This is a genomic window from Photorhabdus sp. HUG-39 (genome assembly GCF_963878365.1).
GTDB classification, from domain to species: Bacteria; Pseudomonadota; Gammaproteobacteria; order Enterobacterales; family Enterobacteriaceae; genus Photorhabdus; species Photorhabdus kayaii.
Genome location: NZ_CAWNWY010000046.1, coordinates 18,123 through 36,412 on the forward strand (window position 1 = coordinate 18,123; position 18,290 = coordinate 36,412).

The following is an 18,290-nucleotide window of genomic DNA, read 5'->3' on the forward strand; positions in this document are numbered from 1 at the left end:
ATATGAATTCGGGAAGCCCAATGAAAAAAATACAGCGGATTGTAACGTGTTTATTGATGGGAGTCTGGTTAGTAGGCTGTACAAATACACCAACTCGTCCTGCACCTATCACTAGTATTGATCAAAAACAAAGCAGCGGGAGTCGTTATCCGGTAATATCTCCCGGCCATGCTGCTGTATCTACGCCAATGCCATCTTCACCTTCGTCGATGAGTGAGTCTGATAGCAATTTGCAGGGGAAAATCGTTTATAACCGTGATTATGACAGTATTCCTAAAGGTAGCTATAACGGCAGTACTTATACAGTCAAGCATGGTGATACTCTGTTTTATATTGCCTGGATCACAGGTAGTGATTTTCGTGATCTTGCAGGCAAAAATAATATTTCAGAGCCTTACAGTTTGACGGTGGGGCAGACTTTGAGGACCGGTAGTAGCGGGATGTTAACCACTTATAACCATAATCAAATTCAAACAACCCTGGTTGATTCTCAATCAACTAATGCGTATCCTGCAAATTCCGGGAAGCAAAAGAGTGTAAAAATGTTGCCACGGGCAACTACATCAACAGTAAACGATACGTATTTAGAATCACCGACGACAACCGCAAGCAGTGGAAACAGCGCTGTCAGCAGTTGGATGTGGCCGGCTGAAGGTAAAGTGATTGAGAGTTTCTCTGATACCCAAGGGGGTAACAAAGGGATTGATATTGCAGGTAGCAGGGGCCAGTCAGTATTTGCAACAGCAGGTGGTCGAGTTGTCTACGCCGGAAATGCCTTACGTGGATATGGAAATCTGATAATTATAAAACATAACGATGACTACCTGAGTGCCTATGCTCATAACGATACAATGCTGGTTCGTGAGCAACAGGATATCAAGGCTGGGCAAAAAATTGCCGCTATGGGTAGCACGGGTACCAGCTCTGTAAGATTACACTTTGAAATTCGTTACAAGGGAAAATCCGTAAACCCGCTGCGTTATCTTCCGCAGCGATAAACTGGGCAGAGTGCTGAATTCTGCCTGCATTATCATGGGTAGGGGCAGCTTATGAGCCAAAATACGCTGAAAGTTAACGAGTTGTATGATGATGCGGATTTAGATGAAAGTGGTATTGAAGCTGACGACTTCGATGAGAAATTATTGAAGAACAATGGGGATGATCTAACTGATTTTGAGAATGATTTAGATGTATTGCAGGGCATGAGCCAGCGGGTTCTTGATGCAACACAGCTTTATCTCGGCGAGATTGGTTTTTCTCCTTTGCTGACGGCGGAAGAAGAGGTTTTTTTCGCAAGGCGGGCATTACGTGGTGATGTTCTTGCCCGCCAGAGAATGATCGAAAGTAACTTGCGATTGGTTGTCAAAATTTCCCGCCGTTACAGTAACAGAGGCTTAGCTCTTCTTGATTTAATTGAAGAAGGTAATCTTGGCCTTATCCGTGCTGTTGAAAAATTTGACCCGGAGCGCGGGTTCAGGTTTTCTACCTATGCAACATGGTGGATTCGGCAAACCATTGAACGGGCGATTATGAATCAAACCCGTACTATTCGGTTGCCAATCCATATTGTTAAAGAGCTCAACGTCTACTTGCGTACAGCGAGAGAACTTGCCCATAAATTGGATCATGAACCTAGCCCGGAAGAGATAGCAGAGCAGCTGGATAAACCGGTTGATGACGTAAGCCGTATGTTGCGATTGAATGAACGTATCATTTCGGTTGATACCCCTATTAGCAGTGATTCTGATAAAGCGCTATTGGATGTTTTATCGGATGAGAATGAAAGTGGGCCGGAGGGAACAACACAGGAAGACGATATGAAAAAGAGTATCGTCAAGTGGTTGTTTGAGTTGAATTCGAAGCAACGTGAAGTATTAGCGCGTCGTTTTGGTCTTTTGGGATATGAGGCTGAAACGTTGGAAGATGTGGGCAAAGAGATCGGTTTGACAAGGGAAAGAGTGCGTCAGATCCAAGTCGAAGGTTTGCGACGTCTGAAAGATATTATGCAAACTCAAGGTTTGAATATTGAAGCGTTATTCCGTACTTAATTGTTGAATAGTTTGGCTACTTGGGTTCTGAAGAACAGTTGCTCGTATTTTTGCATTGTTGATGCTTGGTATTATCAAGTTCTTCAGTACCCGGTAGGATTCCCTAATTTTGTCTTAGATGATGATAGTAAATTTCAATCAAAGATTTCTGATATTTAAATTGCAGTGATGTGATTAACGCCCTTTTTTAACTTCTTTCCTGATTCCCTTTTTCGGGAAGTTGTGTGGTGGTGATGTCTATATATTGTGAACGATGAGGATTACCACTAATGGTTATGATGTATAACCCCCCGCATCTCGGAATATTAGTTAAAGAGGCTATGGAGGCTCTGAATTTGAGCGCCAGAGGCTTGGCTAAGGCGCTGGGTGTAGCGCCATCAACTGTGCAACGCTTGGTTGTTGGCAAGTCTGATGTTTCACCAGAAATGGCACTGAAATTGTCTGTTGTTATTGGCAGTTCACCTCAAGTTTGGATGGGGATGCAGGTAGACTATGAGTTATGGCAGGCAAAACAGCATATCGATGTGTCTCACCTTCATCGATTGCACATAGCTTGACCAGTTACCAGCCAACTTGAGGTTGTCCTTCCTGAACCTAAACGACGCGTCAATAAATTTAATCGAAAATAATTGATAATTGTGTCACAAATCACTATTTTGATTACTATGCAAACTTAATGGTTTTAAAAAAGCTATTATTTTTAATAAAATTGGCTGTATAATTAAAGAAAATTTTTCAACAAAGGATGTGGAATGATATTTCTGTTATCACGACTCATTGATACCATTGTTTTTTTTCTGTTATTTGTAATAGTTAGTTATTTTTTTATTTTAGATAAAAACGTCAAAAAAACATTAATATCATCGGTGGCAAGTGTTATTATTTTTATTTTAGTTGACATTTTTTCCCCACTGCTACTTTACTGTTTCTTAAATCTATCTGAGTTCCTATATTATGTCGTGCATTGAATGCACGACAGTAAATATCCGCTATTGTTTATCAATTAATGGCTTGATTTTATTATCATATACATTTTTATCGATATTGAAATTTACAGGCTCTTTCCATGCTCCAGTTATATCAAATGGGGTTCCATTGGGATTAAGATCCCTTTTAACCAAATTGAACGTATCATATGGATCTGTAAATTTATCATAAAGCTTGTAATGTATTACCCCAGATAAATTATATTTATTTCCTCTAGTTTCTACTTTAACATCAGTTAATTTTCCACTGACCTTAGCGCCACCGATAGCCCATAATGGGTCATTAAAATGTCTGGATTCAGTGCCAAAATTGTACGCATTATTAAAATGAGTTCGATCACCGTTTTGAATTTGTGAGATAAAACGCGATTGAATACTGGTACCATCCGTTCTTTTAAAAGCACCTGGTGTTTTTATCAAATTGCTAATTTTGTTTTGTACACCTATTTTAGAAAGAGTTATTTCCTGACCTGAATCTCTTCTATAATGATTAAATAGACCAATTGAACTCATGCTTTTGTCGTTTTCTATTGTCTCATGATTGAAATTACTATAATAATGAGAAAAACGTTGCACGCTTATTTTTTTTATCTTAAGCATATCATCTTTAAAATAGGCTTCCACAATTTCGTTCATACTGTCTCTCATATGCTTCATTTTATTGTGGATAGGGCATTCCTTGTCTCCGCATGCCGGACAAAGATTTTTTTCTAACACTTTCATAAAGTCAACATCTTTTTTTGGCATATTATTTCCTTAATAAATGTAAATCTATGTTACTGGGTATATATACCGAATGAACTTCAAGATGCTTGAGTCGTCAGATATAAAAACATTTAAATTCAACAACATAATCGTTTTTCAAACATGCACTTTGAAGTATCTTGAGTATATAGCATTATTTAATAAATCAAGTTATATCAAAACTTATATGTTTATTATGTTTATTATGTTTATTATGTTTATTATGTTTAAATATGTAACTTTATCGATATGAAATTATTTTACATTTCATATAGGAATATTAAAATGTCATATATACCCAATGGATTTCAAGATGGATCGCGACGGCAAGGGAGTGAATCCCCGGGAGCATAGGTAACTATGTGACCGGGGTGAGCGAGTGCAGCCAACAAAGAGGCAACTTGAAAGATGACGGGTATATAATTATTAGTATAATTGAATAGAATAAATTAATAAAAAACTCACCATTTAAGTTTGGTTATTTTTATGGCGCACAATAGCGCATCCGTAGTCAATCAAATTGATTTAATGGGAAAAAGGGATCAGACAATTTTTCAAAAGGAAAAACAAACCTCGTTATTTTGAACGAGGTTTGTTATCGATCTGAAAGGTGAGTATTAGCTCACCTTTTTTAATCAGTATCTCAGATTACAGGAATGCCACTGTGGAATTTAAAATCGCTATCTGGATTTTGAATCAATTCAGCTTCAACACGGCCAAAATAGTTTACCCGTTCGGTAATATCTTCATTAGCAATAGATTGCGCTAGTGAAAGATAGTCTTGGTAGTGACGTGCTTCAGAGCGAAGCAGAGAGATATAAAATTTACTCAGATCTTCATCTAAATGAGGGGCAAGTTTGGCGAAACGTTCACAAGAACGCGCCTCAATATAAGCGCCGATAATCAGCTTATCGACCAATGTATAAGGTTCATGGTTGATGATATGGCTGAGCATGCCTTTGGCATAACGGCTGGCAGTGATGCTTTCATAGCTGATATTGCGTGCGTCCATGATTTCTAGCACTTGATAGAAGTGATGCAACTCTTCTTTAATCAGCAGTACCATTTTATCAATCAGATCCTGGCTATAAGGTGAATTAGCTTTGGCGGTGATCTGTTTGGTCGCTTGGTTTTGGCCTCTTAATGAATTGAGAGCGCCAATTTTCTTGTAAGCAAAATCTTCATAAGGTTTAAACCATGCCAGAAGTGTATCCTCACTTCGCTGATCTACGGCATACTTGCGGATCAAAAACATAGCGCTCTGTGCTGCTTTCAGTTCGCATAATAGATGATCCCGTAAAAGCATAGGTAAATTTTCAGGCTGTTTTGCTTTATCTACCCACAAATCCGGGGTTTCACATTGCAAAAAATGGTATATCGGTTGTAAGAGGCTTTTGTCAAACATGTTCTTACACCATATCTTTTAGCCGATAAATCCATTCCAATGCTTGACGCGGAGTCAGTGAGTCTGGATTGAGATTTTCCAATGCTTCAATCGCCGGTGATGTCTCTTCTGTTAGTAGTGCAAGTTGTGGTGTATCGACATGACTTGCTGTTGCATGGTTGGATAGCGATTCCAGCTCTTTAAGTTTCTGGCGAGCCCGTTTAATCACTTCACGTGGAACGCCAGCGAGAGAAGCAACTGCCAATCCGTAACTCTTACTGGCTGCGCCTTCTTGCACGCTGTGCATAAATGCGATGGTATCTCCATGCTCTACCGCATCCAGATGAATATTAACCACGCCTTCAAGTTTTTCCGGCAACGTGGTCAGCTCAAAATAGTGAGTAGCAAACAGAGTCATTGCTTTAATGCGGTTTGCCAGATTTTCTGCACATGCCCATGCCAGAGAAAGGCCATCGTAGGTTGATGTTCCTCTACCAATCTCATCCATCAATACCAAACTTTGTTCTGTCGCATTGTGCAAGATATTGGCGGTTTCGGTCATTTCCACCATAAAGGTTGAACGGCCGGATGCCAGATCATCGGAAGCACCTACACGGGTGAATATACGATCAACTGGGCCGATGACCGCTTTTTCAGCCGGTACAAAGCTACCGATATAGGCCAGAAGTGTAATAAGCGCCGCCTGACGCATATAGGTACTTTTACCGCCCATATTTGGGCCGGTAATAATCAACAGACGCCGCTGTGAAGATAAAGAGAGTGGGTTTGAGATAAATGGTTCACTCAGAACTTGCTCAACAACCGAATGACGACCACCAGTGATTTGGATTCCCGGTTTATCGCTCAATGTTGGGCAAACATAATTCAGGGTTTCAGCGCGTTCTGCCAGATTTGCCAATACATCAAGTTCAGCCAGTGCTTCGGCGCTGGTTTGTAATTCGGCCAAATGAGGCAGCAGTAGATCGAATAATTCTTCGTAAAGCGCTTTCTCTATTGCCAGAGATTTCCCTTTAGAGGTCAGAACCTTATCTTCATATTCTTTTAGCTCAGGGATGATATAACGCTCAGCATTTTTCAGTGTCTGGCGGCGGACGTAGTGAATTGGCACCAGATGGCTCTGCCCTCGGCTGACTTGAATATAGTAGCCATGAACACCATTAAAGCCGACTTTCAGAGTATCAAGACCCAGCTTTTCTCGTTCACGGATTTCCAGTTGTTCCAGATAGTTACTGGCACCATCAGCCAGTGTGCGCCACTCATCCAGTTCACTGTTATAACCCGGTGCGATTACGCCACCATCCCGAACTAATACCGGAGGTGTTTCTACAATCGCTTTTTCAAGCAATTCCTGTAATTCATCAAACCTGCCGATATTTTTCTGCAATTGCTTGATATAAGGGGAATCTGAGGAGTCCATAACTTGATGGATATCCGGTAATTGCTGGAATGCATGGCGCATTCTTGCCAGATCCCTTGGCCGAGCAGAGCGTAGAGCCAAGCGTGCTAGTACACGTTCGAGATCACCTATCTGTAGCAAAAATGGCTGCAACTCCAAGCCAATTTCCTGCAAGGTAGCAATAGCTTGTTGACGATTTTCTAATATCTGGCGGTCCCTGACAGGCGCATGCAACCAGCGTTTCAACATTCGGCTACCCATTGGGGTAACACACAGATCAAGAACAGAAGCGAGAGTATTATCTGTACTGCCAGACAGATTTTGTGTCAGTTCCAGATTACGACGGGTTGCGGCATCCATAATAACCGTATCTTGCTGACGTTCCATCGTAATGCCACGGATATGTGGCAGCGCCGTGCGTTGAGTATCTTTGACATATTGCAACAGGCAACCAGCGGCACGCAGAGCAAGTGCTGCTTTTTCCACACCAAAACCGACGAGATCACGGGTACCAAATTGCAAGTTCAATTGCTGTTTTGCGGTATCCAGCTCAAATTCCCATAAAGGGCGACGGCGCAGGCCATGAAAATTTTCAATCAGCACCATATGCTCAAAACTTTCAGGATAGAGTAATTCAACAGGGCGGCTACGTTGCAATTCAGCGGCTATCGTTTCCAGCTCTGCCATTTCAGATATTTGGAAGCGGCCAGATGTCACGTCTAGTGTGGCATAGCCAAATCCTTGATTATCGTGCCAAATAGCCGCCAGCAGATTATCTTGCCGTTCCTGTAATAACGCTTCATCTGTCACGGTGCCGGGGGTAACGATGCGAACAACTTTACGTTCAACTGGGCCTTTGCTGGTGGCAGGATCGCCAATTTGCTCACAGATAGCGACTGATTCACCTAATTGAACCAGCTTAGCTAGATAGTTTTCTACTGCATGATGTGGCACGCCTGCCATAGGGATAGGATTGCCGGCTGATTGACCTCGTTTGGTCAGGGAAATATCCAGCAATTTTGCAGCCTTTTTGGCATCGTCATAAAAGAGCTCATAGAAATCCCCCATTCTGTAAAACAGCAGGATATCAGGATGCTGTGCTTTAAGGCGGAGATATTGCTGCATCATGGGCGTGTGGGTGTCGAAGGTTTCTGTATTAATCATGCAGTGGTCTTAGTTAAGTTTGTGAATCAATTCTTTCGTTATGGTATCGCACCAAGCTTTAAACTTACACAAGTAAAATCTGGAAGCAATTCGCAAATTTAGCTGTAATTTTGGTCTGGTTAATTTGACTCTGTGTGGAAGATAAAGCTGCGTTGCCGAGGTGGTTTAAAGAATTTCCCAATGTTGACTGGTTTTTGCTGTCTAACCAGAAGTTGTCTCTACTTGATGAGAAATATCTGACAGAAGTTGAAATCAAAGGAAACCAGCTAAAAGCCAGCATGCCTGAATTAGCTGCTTACGAAGTTTTAGATGCTGTGCCTGTATCGTTTTCTTTTGAACATGCTGCGGAACTTTTCCAAGGTTTAGTTAACCTTAGACCGCGCAAAGTAGAAATACTCCTTCATTCCAGCCATGCGATCCAAACTAACCGTTTATATCTTTTTTTGACCGATTATTATGCCCATGTATGGGCTAAGCGTATTGATAAAACTAAAATTGATTTAGGAGCAGGGAAGCGTCAAGTCGTGTTAGGAGGAAAGTTGGATAAACGGTATCAGATTACGGTTCCGGAAAAGTATTTTAATAATGGATTATTTCATGGATAAATATTCTCCGTATTACCGACAAGTAGTGTTGTTGATGAGTGTACTGCCTGTGGTGGCAACAGAGAACTGTTTTGCGTTGAAGGGTGGGACGGCGATTAATTTGTTTGTACGTGATTTTCCCCGTTTGTCAGTTGATATTGATCTGGTTTATATACCGCTGGAAAGCAGGGAGTTAGCGTTACCTAATGTTCGAGCGGCATTAACTAGGATTGCCACTTTACTCCAACAACAAGTGGGGATTTTTGCATCACTACAAGCCAATAATTCTGATGAAATGCGCATTATTGTTACTTCTCAACATGCGCAGATAAAAATTGAAGTCTCACTGGTTGCGCGCGGTACGCTGTATTCACCTCAGGAGCGTGATGTTGTTGAGGCTGTAGAAGATGAATTTGGTTTTGCTTCTATTCAGGTTGTTTCGATTGCTGATCTCTATGGTGGTAAATTATGTGCAGCGTTAGATCGCCAGCATCCACGTGATCTCTTCGACGTCAAGATGTTGCTTGAAACGCGGGGAATAGATCGTTCTATCTTTAATGGGTTCATTACCTATTTGCTTAGTCATCCCCGCCCATTGTCTGAAGTGCTTAATCCTCGATGGAAGGATATTTCTGAGCTCTATACCCTATGGATTTCAAGATGGATCGCGACGGCAAGGGAGTGAATCCCCGGGAGCATAGATAACTATGTGACCGGGGTGAGCGAGTGCAGCCAACAAAGAGGCAACTTGAAAGATGACGGGTATATTCAACCAAAAGTATATCTTTGTCATGAACAATAATGTATGAGTTTGAACCCGTATTGAGCTTACGTGTCGAATATTAGGTTAACTTCAGCAAATTAAGTACCACTGGCCCGATGCAGCGCAGTGAATATTTCCTTTAATGCATCGGGCCAGAAGATTACGCTTATCTTGTGAGAAGTTGGTTCCTTCCAAATTATTTGATCACAGAAGCGTCGATCAAGGTGATACCACCGATGAGAGCCCAGGTGGTCCACGATGATGTGGTTGATGAAGTGGTTTGCCAGAGGTGCCAGAGTGCTTTGTCAAGGCCAAGCACAAAGACCTCGATCCGACCGTCTGAATTCTTCGCTACCGTTGGGGCACTGGCGATAATGCCTGTAAATGAGCTCCAGTTAGACCACGGGCCGTTATGGGAAGTTTGCCAGGTGCGCCAGAGCGTGTTATCAGCGCCGCGAGCAAAGACCTCAAGCTGGCCGGAGATATTCTTCACCGCCGCTGGGGCGCTAGTGATCACCCCATCCAAACATTGCCAGTTTGACCATGAAACGGAATCAGAACCGATCTGTGAAATGTGCCGGAGTGTGCTATCGGCACCGCGAGCAAAGACTTCGAGCCGACCATCGCAGTTGTTGATGACCACTGGGTCGCTAGTGATTACACTTTTTAGTGACTGCCAATTTGACCATTGATCAGTGTGAGCAGCCGTTTGCCAAATGTGCCAAAGGGCATTATCGGCACCGCGAGCAAAGACTTCAATCCGACCATCGGCGTTGAGATGTGCAGCCGGGTTACTCGTGAGCGTGCCGCCCAGAGATTTCCAGTTTGACCACGAATTGGTATGGGCCGCGGTTTGCCAGATGTGCCATAGCGCGTTATCCGAGCCGCGTGCAAAGACCTCAAGTCGGCCGTCAGAGTTGAGACACACCTCAGGGTTGCTGGTTATACCTCCATACAGCGGCTGCCAGCTTGACCAGGTATTGGTATCAGCGGCGGTCTGCCAGTTGTGCCAGAGGGCATTATCCGTACCACGCACGAATACTTCCAATCGACCGTCCGAATTACGATGAACGGCGGGTTTGCTGGTTACTACTCCGTTAAACTTGTTCCAGCCGGCCCAAGAGGAGTTTGGAAGCGGTGCTGTTTGCCAATTGTGCCACACTGCGCTGTCAGTGCTTACACCGAAAACTTCAAGTCGATTATCGGCATTGTTTGCTACTGAGACAATTCCAGATAACGCTATCGCAGAGTTCTCGATTTCTACCTCACCTGCAACATATGCTTCGGTATTATCTGGATTTGGCATTTTAATAGGTTCTTTTTTCATATGTATATTCTCTTTAAAAATAATTTTTAGGATTCATAAAATAATCATTTAATGAGATAGGTATTCGTATTTATATATTGATGTTTTCACTCGTCTCCTATGTTATTTTATTAATAAAATAAAGGGTGGATGTTTTTTTGTTATTTATTGAGCTGTAAAATGTTAATTAAATATAGTCTCGTATTATGTGATTACATATTTTATACCCGTCATCTTTCAAGTTGCCTCTTTGTTGGCTGCACTCACTCACCCCGGTCACATAGTTATCTATGCTCCCGGGTATTCGCTCCCTTGCCGTCGCGATGCATCTTGAAATCCATAGGGTATATATATTATTTTATACGAAATTATTTAAGTGGAATTAATTTTCACAAACTATTTTTCATTTTAAAGTCCCCGCTGGTTTCTATTTTAAATATATTTGTTTAATGTTTTTTTAATTTTTTTAAAATATTTTATTGAATCATTATTAAAGCACAAAATTCATAATCTGGCTATTGAGAAACGTAGATCCTGATTTAATCATGTACCTAAAAGAGGTTATTCTATTTGAAGTTGTTTTCCAGGCATATTCGACTAATAGTCTGTTTCAGATAGACAAAAATATCTCCTTGTCATCAACGATAATATGCCAACTCGAATCGATGCCAGGTTTGTGTATCGAATATGAGATTTTTACCGGCAAATTAGGTACCACTGACCCGATGCAGCGCAGTGAATATTTTCCTTAGCGTATCGGGCCAGAAGGTGACGTTCGTCTTGTGCAAAGCTGGATTCATTCCAGATTATTTGATTGCTGAAGCGTCGATTAAGCTGCCTTTGAGGGATACCCAAGCGGACCACGATGGTGTGGCTTGCCAGATGTTCCAGAGTGCGTTATCGGTGCCACGCGCAAAAACTTCAAGTCGACCATCGGCGTCTTCCACTGCCGTTGGTGCGCTGGTGATCGTGCCATTTAACGTGGCCCAGTTAGACCACGGACCGGAATGGGAAACCGTTTGCCAGATGTGGTAGAGCGCATTATTGGTGCCGCGTACAAAAACTTCAAGCCGGCCATCGGAGTTCTTCACCACCGCAGGAGCACTGGTAATCACGCCATTCAACGAAGCCCAGTTGGACCACGGGCCGCCATGGGGAATGGTTTGCCAGATGTGGTAGAGTGCGTTATTGGAACCGCGCGCAAAGACTTCAAGCCGGCCATCAGCGGTGCCGATGACGACAGGATCGCTAGTGATTACACCACCGAGTGAATCCCAACCTGACCACTGATTGGAATCAGGAACGGTTTGCCAGATGTGCCAGAGTGCGTTATCGGTACCACGCGCAAAGACTTCAAGCCGGCCGTCGGAGTTGATATGAACCGCCGGGTTGCTGGTGATCACACCGTTCAAAGATTGCCAGCTTGACCACGGACCGGAATGAGCGGCAGTTTGTGAGATGTGCCAAAGTGCATTATCGGTGCCACGTGCAAAGACATCGAGCCGGCCATTGGTGTTGACATATACCGCGGGGTTACTAGTAATTGTACCCCCTAAAGATTGCCAGTTTGACCAACCGGCATTGGCGGCGGTTTGCCAGATGTGCCAGAGCGCATTATCGGTGCCGCGTGCGAATACCTCTAGCCGACCGTCTGTATTGATATAAACGACAGGTTTGCTGGTTACGTTTCCGTTAAGTGAGATCCAGCCGGACCAGGAAGAGCCTGAGTGTGGTGCCGTTTGTCTGTTGTGCCACACGGCATTATCAGTGCCCACACCGAAAACTTCGAGCCGTCCATCGGAGGTGTTTACTACTGAGACAATTTCAGACAACGCGATTGGTGCGTTTTCGATTGCTATCTCATTTGCAGCAAGTAACTCGGTATTATCTGGCTTTGGTATATTAATAGGTTCTTCTTGCATATATATTCTCGTTAAAAATAATTTTTTAGATTGACTAAATAGTCATTTAATAAGCAAGATGTTTAATTCTGTGAATCAACATTCTCACTTTTACTCTTTATTCTTTGAAGAAATAATTAATGTTTTATTTGATGTTGATTGATGATCCGTGAAGTATTAAGTGGATGAGATGCTACATTATAAAACCTAGTGTGTTTATATATATTTTTACATACGGTCATTCAAAAATAATAAATTATGAATGAACTGTTTTGCTGTTTTAAGGTTTCATCTTTATTATATTTGAAAATATATTTTTATCATGATTGTTTTAATTGCATTAAAAACATCTGATAATCTTTGCGGAAGCGAACAGTTTGCCGACTGGCATTAAAAAAACACAGATTCTAGTTCATGAATATTCTATAAAACGGGGCTTTATTTGAAATTGCCTTCTTGGGTATATTCGACCAAGAGTCTACATTGGATAGACAAAACTATATCTTTGTCATCAACCACATGCGCAAGTCTGAGTGAATGCTTGGTTTGCGTGTTGAGAATTGGGTTGATTCCAGCAAATGAGATACTGCTGGCCTGATGCAGCATAGTGAATGTTCTCCTTTAATACATCAAGCCAGAAAGTTATGCGCGTCTTGTGTGAAGCTAATCTTTCCAGATTATTTAATGGCTGAAACGTCGATTAAGTTGCCGCCGAGGGATGCCCAGCTAGACCATGACGATGATGTAGTTTGCTGAATGTGCCAGAGAGCGTTATCCGCACCGCGTGCAAAAACCTCAAGCCGGCCGTCAGAATTCTTCGCTACCGCAGGAGCGCTGGTAATCGCGCCTGACAATGAAGCCCACTCAGACCATGAACCCGATGCTGCCGTTTGCCAGATATGCCAGAGAGCGTCATCTGGGCCACGCGCAAAGGCTTCAAGCCGGCCATCGGCGTTGATATGTACCGCTGGGTCGCTGGTAATGGCACCAGACAGTGACCGCCAATTTGTCCAACCTGAGTTAGGAGCGACCTGCCAGATGTGCCAGAGAGCGTTATCGGAACCGCGTGCAAAGACTTCAAGCCGACCATCAGAGTTGCTGATCACCACTGGATTGCTCGTTATCACACCACTCAGTGACTGCCAGTTTGTCCAAGGATAGGTATGAGAAGCCGTTTGCTTGATGTACCAGAGAGAGTAATCGTTGCTGCGCGCAAAGACCTCAGGCCGACCACTGGCGTTAACATATACTGTTGGATCACTGGTGAGCACGCCATTTAGTGACTGCCAATTAGACCACGGGCCGGCATGGGGAGCGGTTTGCCAGATGTGCCAGAGGGCATTATCGGAGCCGCGTACAAAAACCTCAAGCCGTCCATCGGAGTTGACATATACCACTGGGTTGCTGGTGATCTGACCACCTAAAGATTGCCAGCCTGACCAACCGGCACCGGGGACGGTCTGCCAGTTATGCCATAGCGCATTATCTGTGCCACGCACGAATACTTCCAATCTGCCGTCTGAATTAATGTAAACTGCGGGTTTGCTGGTCGCTCCTCCATTCAGCGAGTGCCAGTCGGACCAAGAAGATCCGGTGTTTGGTACCGTTTGCCAGTTGTGCCATACAGCATTGTCGGTGCCTATACCGAACACCTCAAGTCGACCATCGGCGTTGTTTGCCGCCGAGATAATTCCGGGTAACGCCGTCCAAGAAATTTCATTGGATACTTCTGTTTCGTTTTCAACAAATGACTTGGTATTATCTGGAGCTGATGTATTAATAGATTCTTTTTTCATATATATATCCTGTTTAGGCATAAATTTTTAGATTCACTAAGTAATCATTTGATAAGCAATATGTTTAATTTCACATTAATATTTCCGATTGCATTCTGTATGTTTTTATTCATAAAATGAATAAGTAATATTTTATTTGATATTAAACTTTAATTATTAAATTGCTGGGTGTGATTTTATATTATGGAGATCTATGTGTTGATATGTATTTTTAAATACGAATATCTAAAAAACATTAATTAGATATAAACTATTTTCTTATTTTAAAGTTTTCTTGGTTTTCTATTTTAAGTCTGTTTTTTACGGTTATATTTGTTTTTTATTCAAAATATCTGATGATCATTATTAAAGTATACAATTCGTCATCTGGCTATTGGGTTAACTCCAGAAAATTAAATACCACTGGTCCGATGCAGCGCAGTGAATATTTTCGTTAATGCATCGGGCCAGAAGATTACGTTTGTCTTATGCGAAGCTAATTCTAACGCTTTCCAAATTATTTGATCGCTGAAGCATCGATCAAGGTTCCACCAAGTGAGGCCCAAGAGGACCATGATGATGGACTCGTCCTCTTGATGTTCCAGAGTGCGTTATCAGTGGCGCGTACAAAGACTTCAATATAGCCATTAGCGTTTTCCACGACATCTGGGCCGCTAGAAAGTCCGCCACCCAATGAGGCCCAGTTGGACCATGAGCCGGAATGGGTATCATTTTGCCAGATGTGCCAGAGTGCGTTATCGGTGGCGCGGGCAAAGACGACAAGTCGATTGTCGAAGTATTTTATTACCGCAGGTGCGCTGGTGATAGTACCACCCAATGAGGCCCAATTAGACCATTGACTAGAGTTGGGGGTCGTTTGCCAGATGTGCCAGAGTGCATTATCGATGGCGCGTACAAAGACTTCGAGTCGACCGTCAATGGTGCGGATGACCATTGGATCACTCGTGATGGTGCCACCTAATGACTGCCAGCTTGACCAATAACCGGTATGGGGAGCAGTTTGCCAGATGTGCCAGAGTGCGTTATCGGCACCGCGGGCAAAGACTTCAAGCCGACCATCGGCATTGATATGAACTGCCGGGTTGCTGGTGATCACGTGGCCCAGAGAATACCAGTTCGACCAGGTATTCGAATGGGGAGCGGTTTGCCAGATATGCCAAAGTGTGTTGTCGGCCCCACGAGCAAAGACCTCAAGCCGACCATCGGCGTTGATATATACCGCAGGGTTACTGGTGATTGCTCCACCTAAAGATTGCCAGCCTGACCAACCGGCGTTGGGAGCGGTTTGCCAGTTATGCCATAACGCATTATCGGAGCCGCGTACGAATACTTCTAATTGACCGTCTGAATTGAGATAAGCGGCGGGTTTGCTGGTCACACTTCCACCGAGTGAGCTCCAGCCGGTCCAGGAAGCACCTGTATGTGTCGTTTGCCCATTGCGCCACACTGCATTATCGCCACCTACACCGAAAACCTCGATCCGACCATCAGAGGTGTTCGTTACTGAGACAATGCCAGATACCGCGATGGTAGGGTTTTCGATTTCTACTTCGTCCGTAACAGATAACTCAGTATTATCTGGATTTAATGTTTTAATCGGCTCTTTTTTCATATGTATATCCTCGTTAAAAATAATTTTTTAGATTCACCAAATAGTCATTTAATAATTAATGTCTTAATTATTTAAAATTAATATTTTTGTTTATGTTTTTATTTCTTCTTAAAAAATAATGAATAATGTTTTATTTGAAATTAACTTATGACAATTAAGTTATTGATAAGATATGATTGTATATTATAAATATCTATAGGTTGATATATATTTTTACATACAATCATTTAAAAACAATTAATTGCATGTAAACTATTTCATTATTTTAAAGTTTCATTTTATTTCTATTTTAAATATTTTTTTTAAAGTTGTTTTAACTTCATTGGAAATATCTGATGGCATATTGTATTTATGTGAAAATTTAAACCAATGCTGAGGTTTTATATTGATATATTGCTTTTACTCTAATTACATTCTGTTGCCAAAAAGTGGCATATCATGGATATGCCACCAGCTTAACGAATGAATTTAAAAATAAGTTGTGATACCGGCACGAAACGTTCTTCCCGGTGAAGGGATATAACCGAGGCTAAGTGGCTGGATATAATATTTGTCGAACACATTATCCACACCAAACTCAAATTCGACATGCTTATTTATGCGGGCAGTCAGAGAGATATCGGCCACAGTTGCAGGTCGCCAGATAATGGGCGCCAATAAAGGAGCAGAACCGCGTCCTGGTTTTCCTGCTGGCACAGATCGTTGTCCATATTGACATCCTCCCCCACTTTCGCACTTCGTGACTCAAGAGGGGAATTCCCGTTAGTGGGCGACGGCTGATCGCTCTGCGTCTGGTTCCTGCTTCAACGGGCGGCCTGACTGCTCCATCCCTCCACAGGCAAGCACGGCATGCCCTGCCGCTAAAATGTTACGAGCGCCGTTTACATCCGCGTTCGCGGTATATCCACACACCCGGCACACAAATTGACTCTGCGACAAGCGGTTCTCTTTTGCTGTATGACCGCAACATGCGCACCGCTGGCTGGTGTATGCCGGAGGCACTGCCAGTACCTGACCGCCGCGCCAGCGCTGCTTATATTCTAGCTGACGGCGCATTTCATACCAGCCCTGATCCAGTATCGCGCGATTTAAGCCTGTTTTAGCCCGAACGTTCCTTCCGGGCTGTTCTGCTGTGCCTTTCGCTGACTTCGACATATTACTGACCTTCAAATCTTCAATCACGATCATCGCGTGGTTTTTGCTTATTTTCGTGGTGGTCTTATGAAGGTAATCGCGCCGGATATTGGCGATGCGCGAATGCAGACGCTGAATTTTTCGCTTCTGTTTCTGCCAGTTGGCGCTGAACTTCACTTTGCGGCTTAACTGTCTCTGGAGCTTCGCCAGTTTGCGCCGGCGGGTTTTAAAACTGTTGACCGGCTCGTATATCGTACCGTCTGAGAGCGTCGCCAGTTTCGATATCCCTGCATCCAGACCCACCATGGTTGTTGATTCGTGGTGTGGCTCAGCGGCTTCTATCTCGACTTGAAACGACACATACCACTGACCCGCTGACTGGCTGATCGTGGCATTTTTGATTTTGCCGCTCACCTCCTGCGATTGCCGGAACTTTATCCATCCGAGCCCGGAAGGAAGCCTCACTCTGCGATTTTCAAGGAGACAATATTTTTCAAAATTGACGAACCGGATTGAATCCCTGCCGTCATTTTTTCGTTTCCATACAGGCGCTTTCGCTGCCAGTGTTTTGTCGAAGCAACGCCGCCATGCCCCATGTAAATCTTTAAGTTTTTGTTGAAGGTTATCGGTGTAAGCTTCCTGTAAGAAGGCGTATTCCGGTGTTTTTTTCCACCCCGTGAGCATGCGGTTGAGTTCAAACGCGGAGGGAAGTTTTCCGCCGGAATCCAGAATGTGTTTTGTTACCTCAAGTCCGTGATCCCAGACAAAACGAGCACACCCGCATAACTGTCGCAAACGCTGCGACTGTTCTTCAGTTGGCTCTAGTACTACAGCCGTAGATACTAGAAAGTTGCATTTTCCTTGATGCTCACAACTCTGAGAAACCGCATGAATTAAGCTTTTCTATGGGTGTCTTTTCTGTTGAAAAAAGTAAGTACGGCTGTAGTACTAGCACTAAAGGCATTCGGGGCGAATTGCTCGACAAATTCATCCCACAGGATTTGGGATCGGCTGTTCCACTTAATCACATAGCCCACCAGCTTTTTATCAGCAGCAGACAGAGACGCGGTGCGAATTTCAAAATCGTTATTCATCTTATGGACTCCCAACAAGGGACTTTCGCCCTTTTCGCTTATTTCGACGCGGTTTTAACTTCAAGGATCTTTATTGCGTTGGAGTCCACCAGACCGCCACCCAGATATTTATCGGTGTGTACCTTATAAAATCCCGGCTCGGTGATATTGTCCTGTCTCTTGATCAGATCTCCAAATCAACTGATTTAGCCAGCAAATAGCCGTCTATCAGGGTTTGCAGCCGAAACCAACCTTCCCAAAGTCGTTCCCATCCGACTCGACCCGTGCGTTTGGAATCGTACCAGCCGGCCAGTTTTCCCAGATTGATGAAGGCCCAATGCAAGCTCGGGGCTTTTTTCGGCACACGGCATTTTTCTT

12 protein-coding genes and 5 pseudogenes are annotated in these 18,290 nt (G+C 43.3%); 5 read left to right on the forward strand and 12 right to left on the reverse strand.

Annotated elements, in window-relative coordinates; translation table 11 throughout:
- The first annotated feature begins 20 nt into the window (after positions 1–20).
- The 3 genes from nlpD (at position 21) to AAC155_RS21455 (ending at position 2,605) form a co-directional block, all read left to right on the forward strand.
- Positions 21–998, forward strand: a complete 978-nt coding sequence (gene nlpD / locus AAC155_RS21445; RefSeq protein WP_191214966.1) for a murein hydrolase activator NlpD — start codon at positions 21–23, stop codon at positions 996–998.
- Positions 999–1,049: 51 nt separating this feature from the next.
- A complete protein-coding gene (rpoS, locus tag AAC155_RS21450) occupies positions 1,050–2,048 on the forward strand; it encodes an RNA polymerase sigma factor RpoS (RefSeq protein WP_113044076.1) in 999 nt (332 codons plus the stop codon).
- A 269-nt stretch (positions 2,049–2,317) separates the two neighbouring features.
- Entirely contained in the window at positions 2,318–2,605 is a 288-nt protein-coding gene (locus AAC155_RS21455; RefSeq protein WP_113044077.1) for a HigA family addiction module antitoxin, read from the forward strand.
- Between the two features lie 432 nt (positions 2,606–3,037).
- On the opposite strand, the gene AAC155_RS21460 is transcribed toward AAC155_RS21455, so the two are convergent.
- The 3 genes from AAC155_RS21460 to mutS form a co-directional block, all read right to left on the reverse strand.
- Positions 3,038–3,781, reverse strand: a complete 744-nt coding sequence (locus tag AAC155_RS21460; RefSeq protein ID WP_113044078.1) for a hypothetical protein — start codon at positions 3,779–3,781, stop codon at positions 3,038–3,040.
- Between the two features lie 640 nt (positions 3,782–4,421).
- A complete protein-coding gene (miaE, locus tag AAC155_RS21465) occupies positions 4,422–5,183 on the reverse strand; it encodes a tRNA isopentenyl-2-thiomethyl-A-37 hydroxylase MiaE (protein WP_113044080.1) in 762 nt (253 codons plus the stop codon).
- A 4-nt stretch (positions 5,184–5,187) separates the two neighbouring features.
- Positions 5,188–7,743, reverse strand: coding sequence for a DNA mismatch repair protein MutS (gene mutS, locus AAC155_RS21470; protein ID WP_113044081.1), 2,556 nt, complete (start codon positions 7,741–7,743; stop codon positions 5,188–5,190).
- A 128-nt stretch (positions 7,744–7,871) separates the two neighbouring features.
- Here mutS and AAC155_RS21475 point away from each other — a divergent pair.
- Together AAC155_RS21475 and AAC155_RS21480 are read left to right on the forward strand one after the other, a co-directional pair.
- A pseudogene (locus tag AAC155_RS21475) lies at positions 7,872–8,348 on the forward strand (type IV toxin-antitoxin system AbiEi family antitoxin domain-containing protein); the annotation flags it as partial.
- A pseudogene (locus AAC155_RS21480) lies at positions 8,341–8,964 on the forward strand (nucleotidyl transferase AbiEii/AbiGii toxin family protein); the annotation flags it as partial. The pseudogenes AAC155_RS21475 and AAC155_RS21480, both read left to right, overlap by 8 nt.
- Positions 8,965–9,286: 322 nt before the next feature.
- Here AAC155_RS21480 and AAC155_RS21485 read toward each other — a convergent pair.
- The 9 genes and pseudogenes from AAC155_RS21485 to AAC155_RS21525 all read right to left on the reverse strand — a co-directional run.
- Positions 9,287–10,417: a hypothetical protein gene (locus AAC155_RS21485; protein ID WP_113044084.1), complete on the reverse strand. Its 1,131-nt coding sequence runs from the start codon at positions 10,415–10,417 to the stop codon at positions 9,287–9,289.
- A 785-nt stretch (positions 10,418–11,202) separates the two neighbouring features.
- On the reverse strand, positions 11,203–12,318 hold the full coding sequence (locus tag AAC155_RS21490; RefSeq protein ID WP_113044085.1) for a DUF346 domain-containing protein: 1,116 nt from the start codon (positions 12,316–12,318) through the stop codon (positions 11,203–11,205).
- A gap of 656 nt (positions 12,319–12,974) precedes the next feature.
- Positions 12,975–14,093: a hypothetical protein gene (locus AAC155_RS21495; RefSeq protein ID WP_113044086.1), complete on the reverse strand. Its 1,119-nt coding sequence runs from the start codon at positions 14,091–14,093 to the stop codon at positions 12,975–12,977.
- Positions 14,094–14,589: 496 nt separating this feature from the next.
- Complete coding sequence (locus tag AAC155_RS21500) at positions 14,590–15,705, reverse strand: hypothetical protein (protein WP_113044087.1); 1,116 nt, start codon at positions 15,703–15,705, stop codon at positions 14,590–14,592.
- Between the two features lie 468 nt (positions 15,706–16,173).
- Complete coding sequence (locus AAC155_RS21505) at positions 16,174–16,401, reverse strand: TonB-dependent receptor (protein WP_113044088.1); 228 nt, start codon at positions 16,399–16,401, stop codon at positions 16,174–16,176.
- A 66-nt stretch (positions 16,402–16,467) separates the two neighbouring features.
- On the reverse strand, positions 16,468–17,634 hold the full coding sequence (locus AAC155_RS21510) for an RNA-guided endonuclease InsQ/TnpB family protein (protein WP_113044089.1): 1,167 nt from the start codon (positions 17,632–17,634) through the stop codon (positions 16,468–16,470).
- A 152-nt stretch (positions 17,635–17,786) separates the two neighbouring features.
- Positions 17,787–17,933 (reverse strand): annotated as a pseudogene (locus AAC155_RS21515) (HK97 family phage prohead protease); the annotation flags it as partial.
- A gap of 38 nt (positions 17,934–17,971) precedes the next feature.
- Positions 17,972–18,091: pseudogene (locus AAC155_RS21520) on the reverse strand (phage major capsid protein); the annotation flags it as partial.
- A 5-nt stretch (positions 18,092–18,096) separates the two neighbouring features.
- Positions 18,097–18,290: pseudogene (locus tag AAC155_RS21525) on the reverse strand (IS4 family transposase); the annotation flags it as partial.

Bases quoted from the DNA above. Each gene is read 5' to 3' on its own strand.
- nlpD (WP_191214966.1), top strand. From the start codon at position 21: ATGAAAAAAATACAGCGGATTGTAACGTGTTTATTGATGGGAGTCTGG.
- rpoS (WP_113044076.1), top strand. From the start codon at position 1,050: ATGAGCCAAAATACGCTGAAAGTTAACGAGTTGTATGATGATGCGGAT.
- AAC155_RS21455 (WP_113044077.1), top strand. From the start codon at position 2,318: ATGGTTATGATGTATAACCCCCCGCATCTCGGAATATTAGTTAAAGAG.
- AAC155_RS21460 (WP_113044078.1), bottom strand. From the start codon at position 3,781: ATGCCAAAAAAAGATGTTGACTTTATGAAAGTGTTAGAAAAAAATCTT.
- miaE (WP_113044080.1), bottom strand. From the start codon at position 5,183: ATGTTTGACAAAAGCCTCTTACAACCGATATACCATTTTTTGCAATGT.
- mutS (WP_113044081.1), bottom strand. From the start codon at position 7,743: ATGATTAATACAGAAACCTTCGACACCCACACGCCCATGATGCAGCAA.
- AAC155_RS21485 (WP_113044084.1), bottom strand. From the start codon at position 10,417: ATGAAAAAAGAACCTATTAAAATGCCAAATCCAGATAATACCGAAGCA.
- AAC155_RS21490 (WP_113044085.1), bottom strand. From the start codon at position 12,318: ATGCAAGAAGAACCTATTAATATACCAAAGCCAGATAATACCGAGTTA.
- AAC155_RS21495 (WP_113044086.1), bottom strand. From the start codon at position 14,093: ATGAAAAAAGAATCTATTAATACATCAGCTCCAGATAATACCAAGTCA.
- AAC155_RS21500 (WP_113044087.1), bottom strand. From the start codon at position 15,705: ATGAAAAAAGAGCCGATTAAAACATTAAATCCAGATAATACTGAGTTA.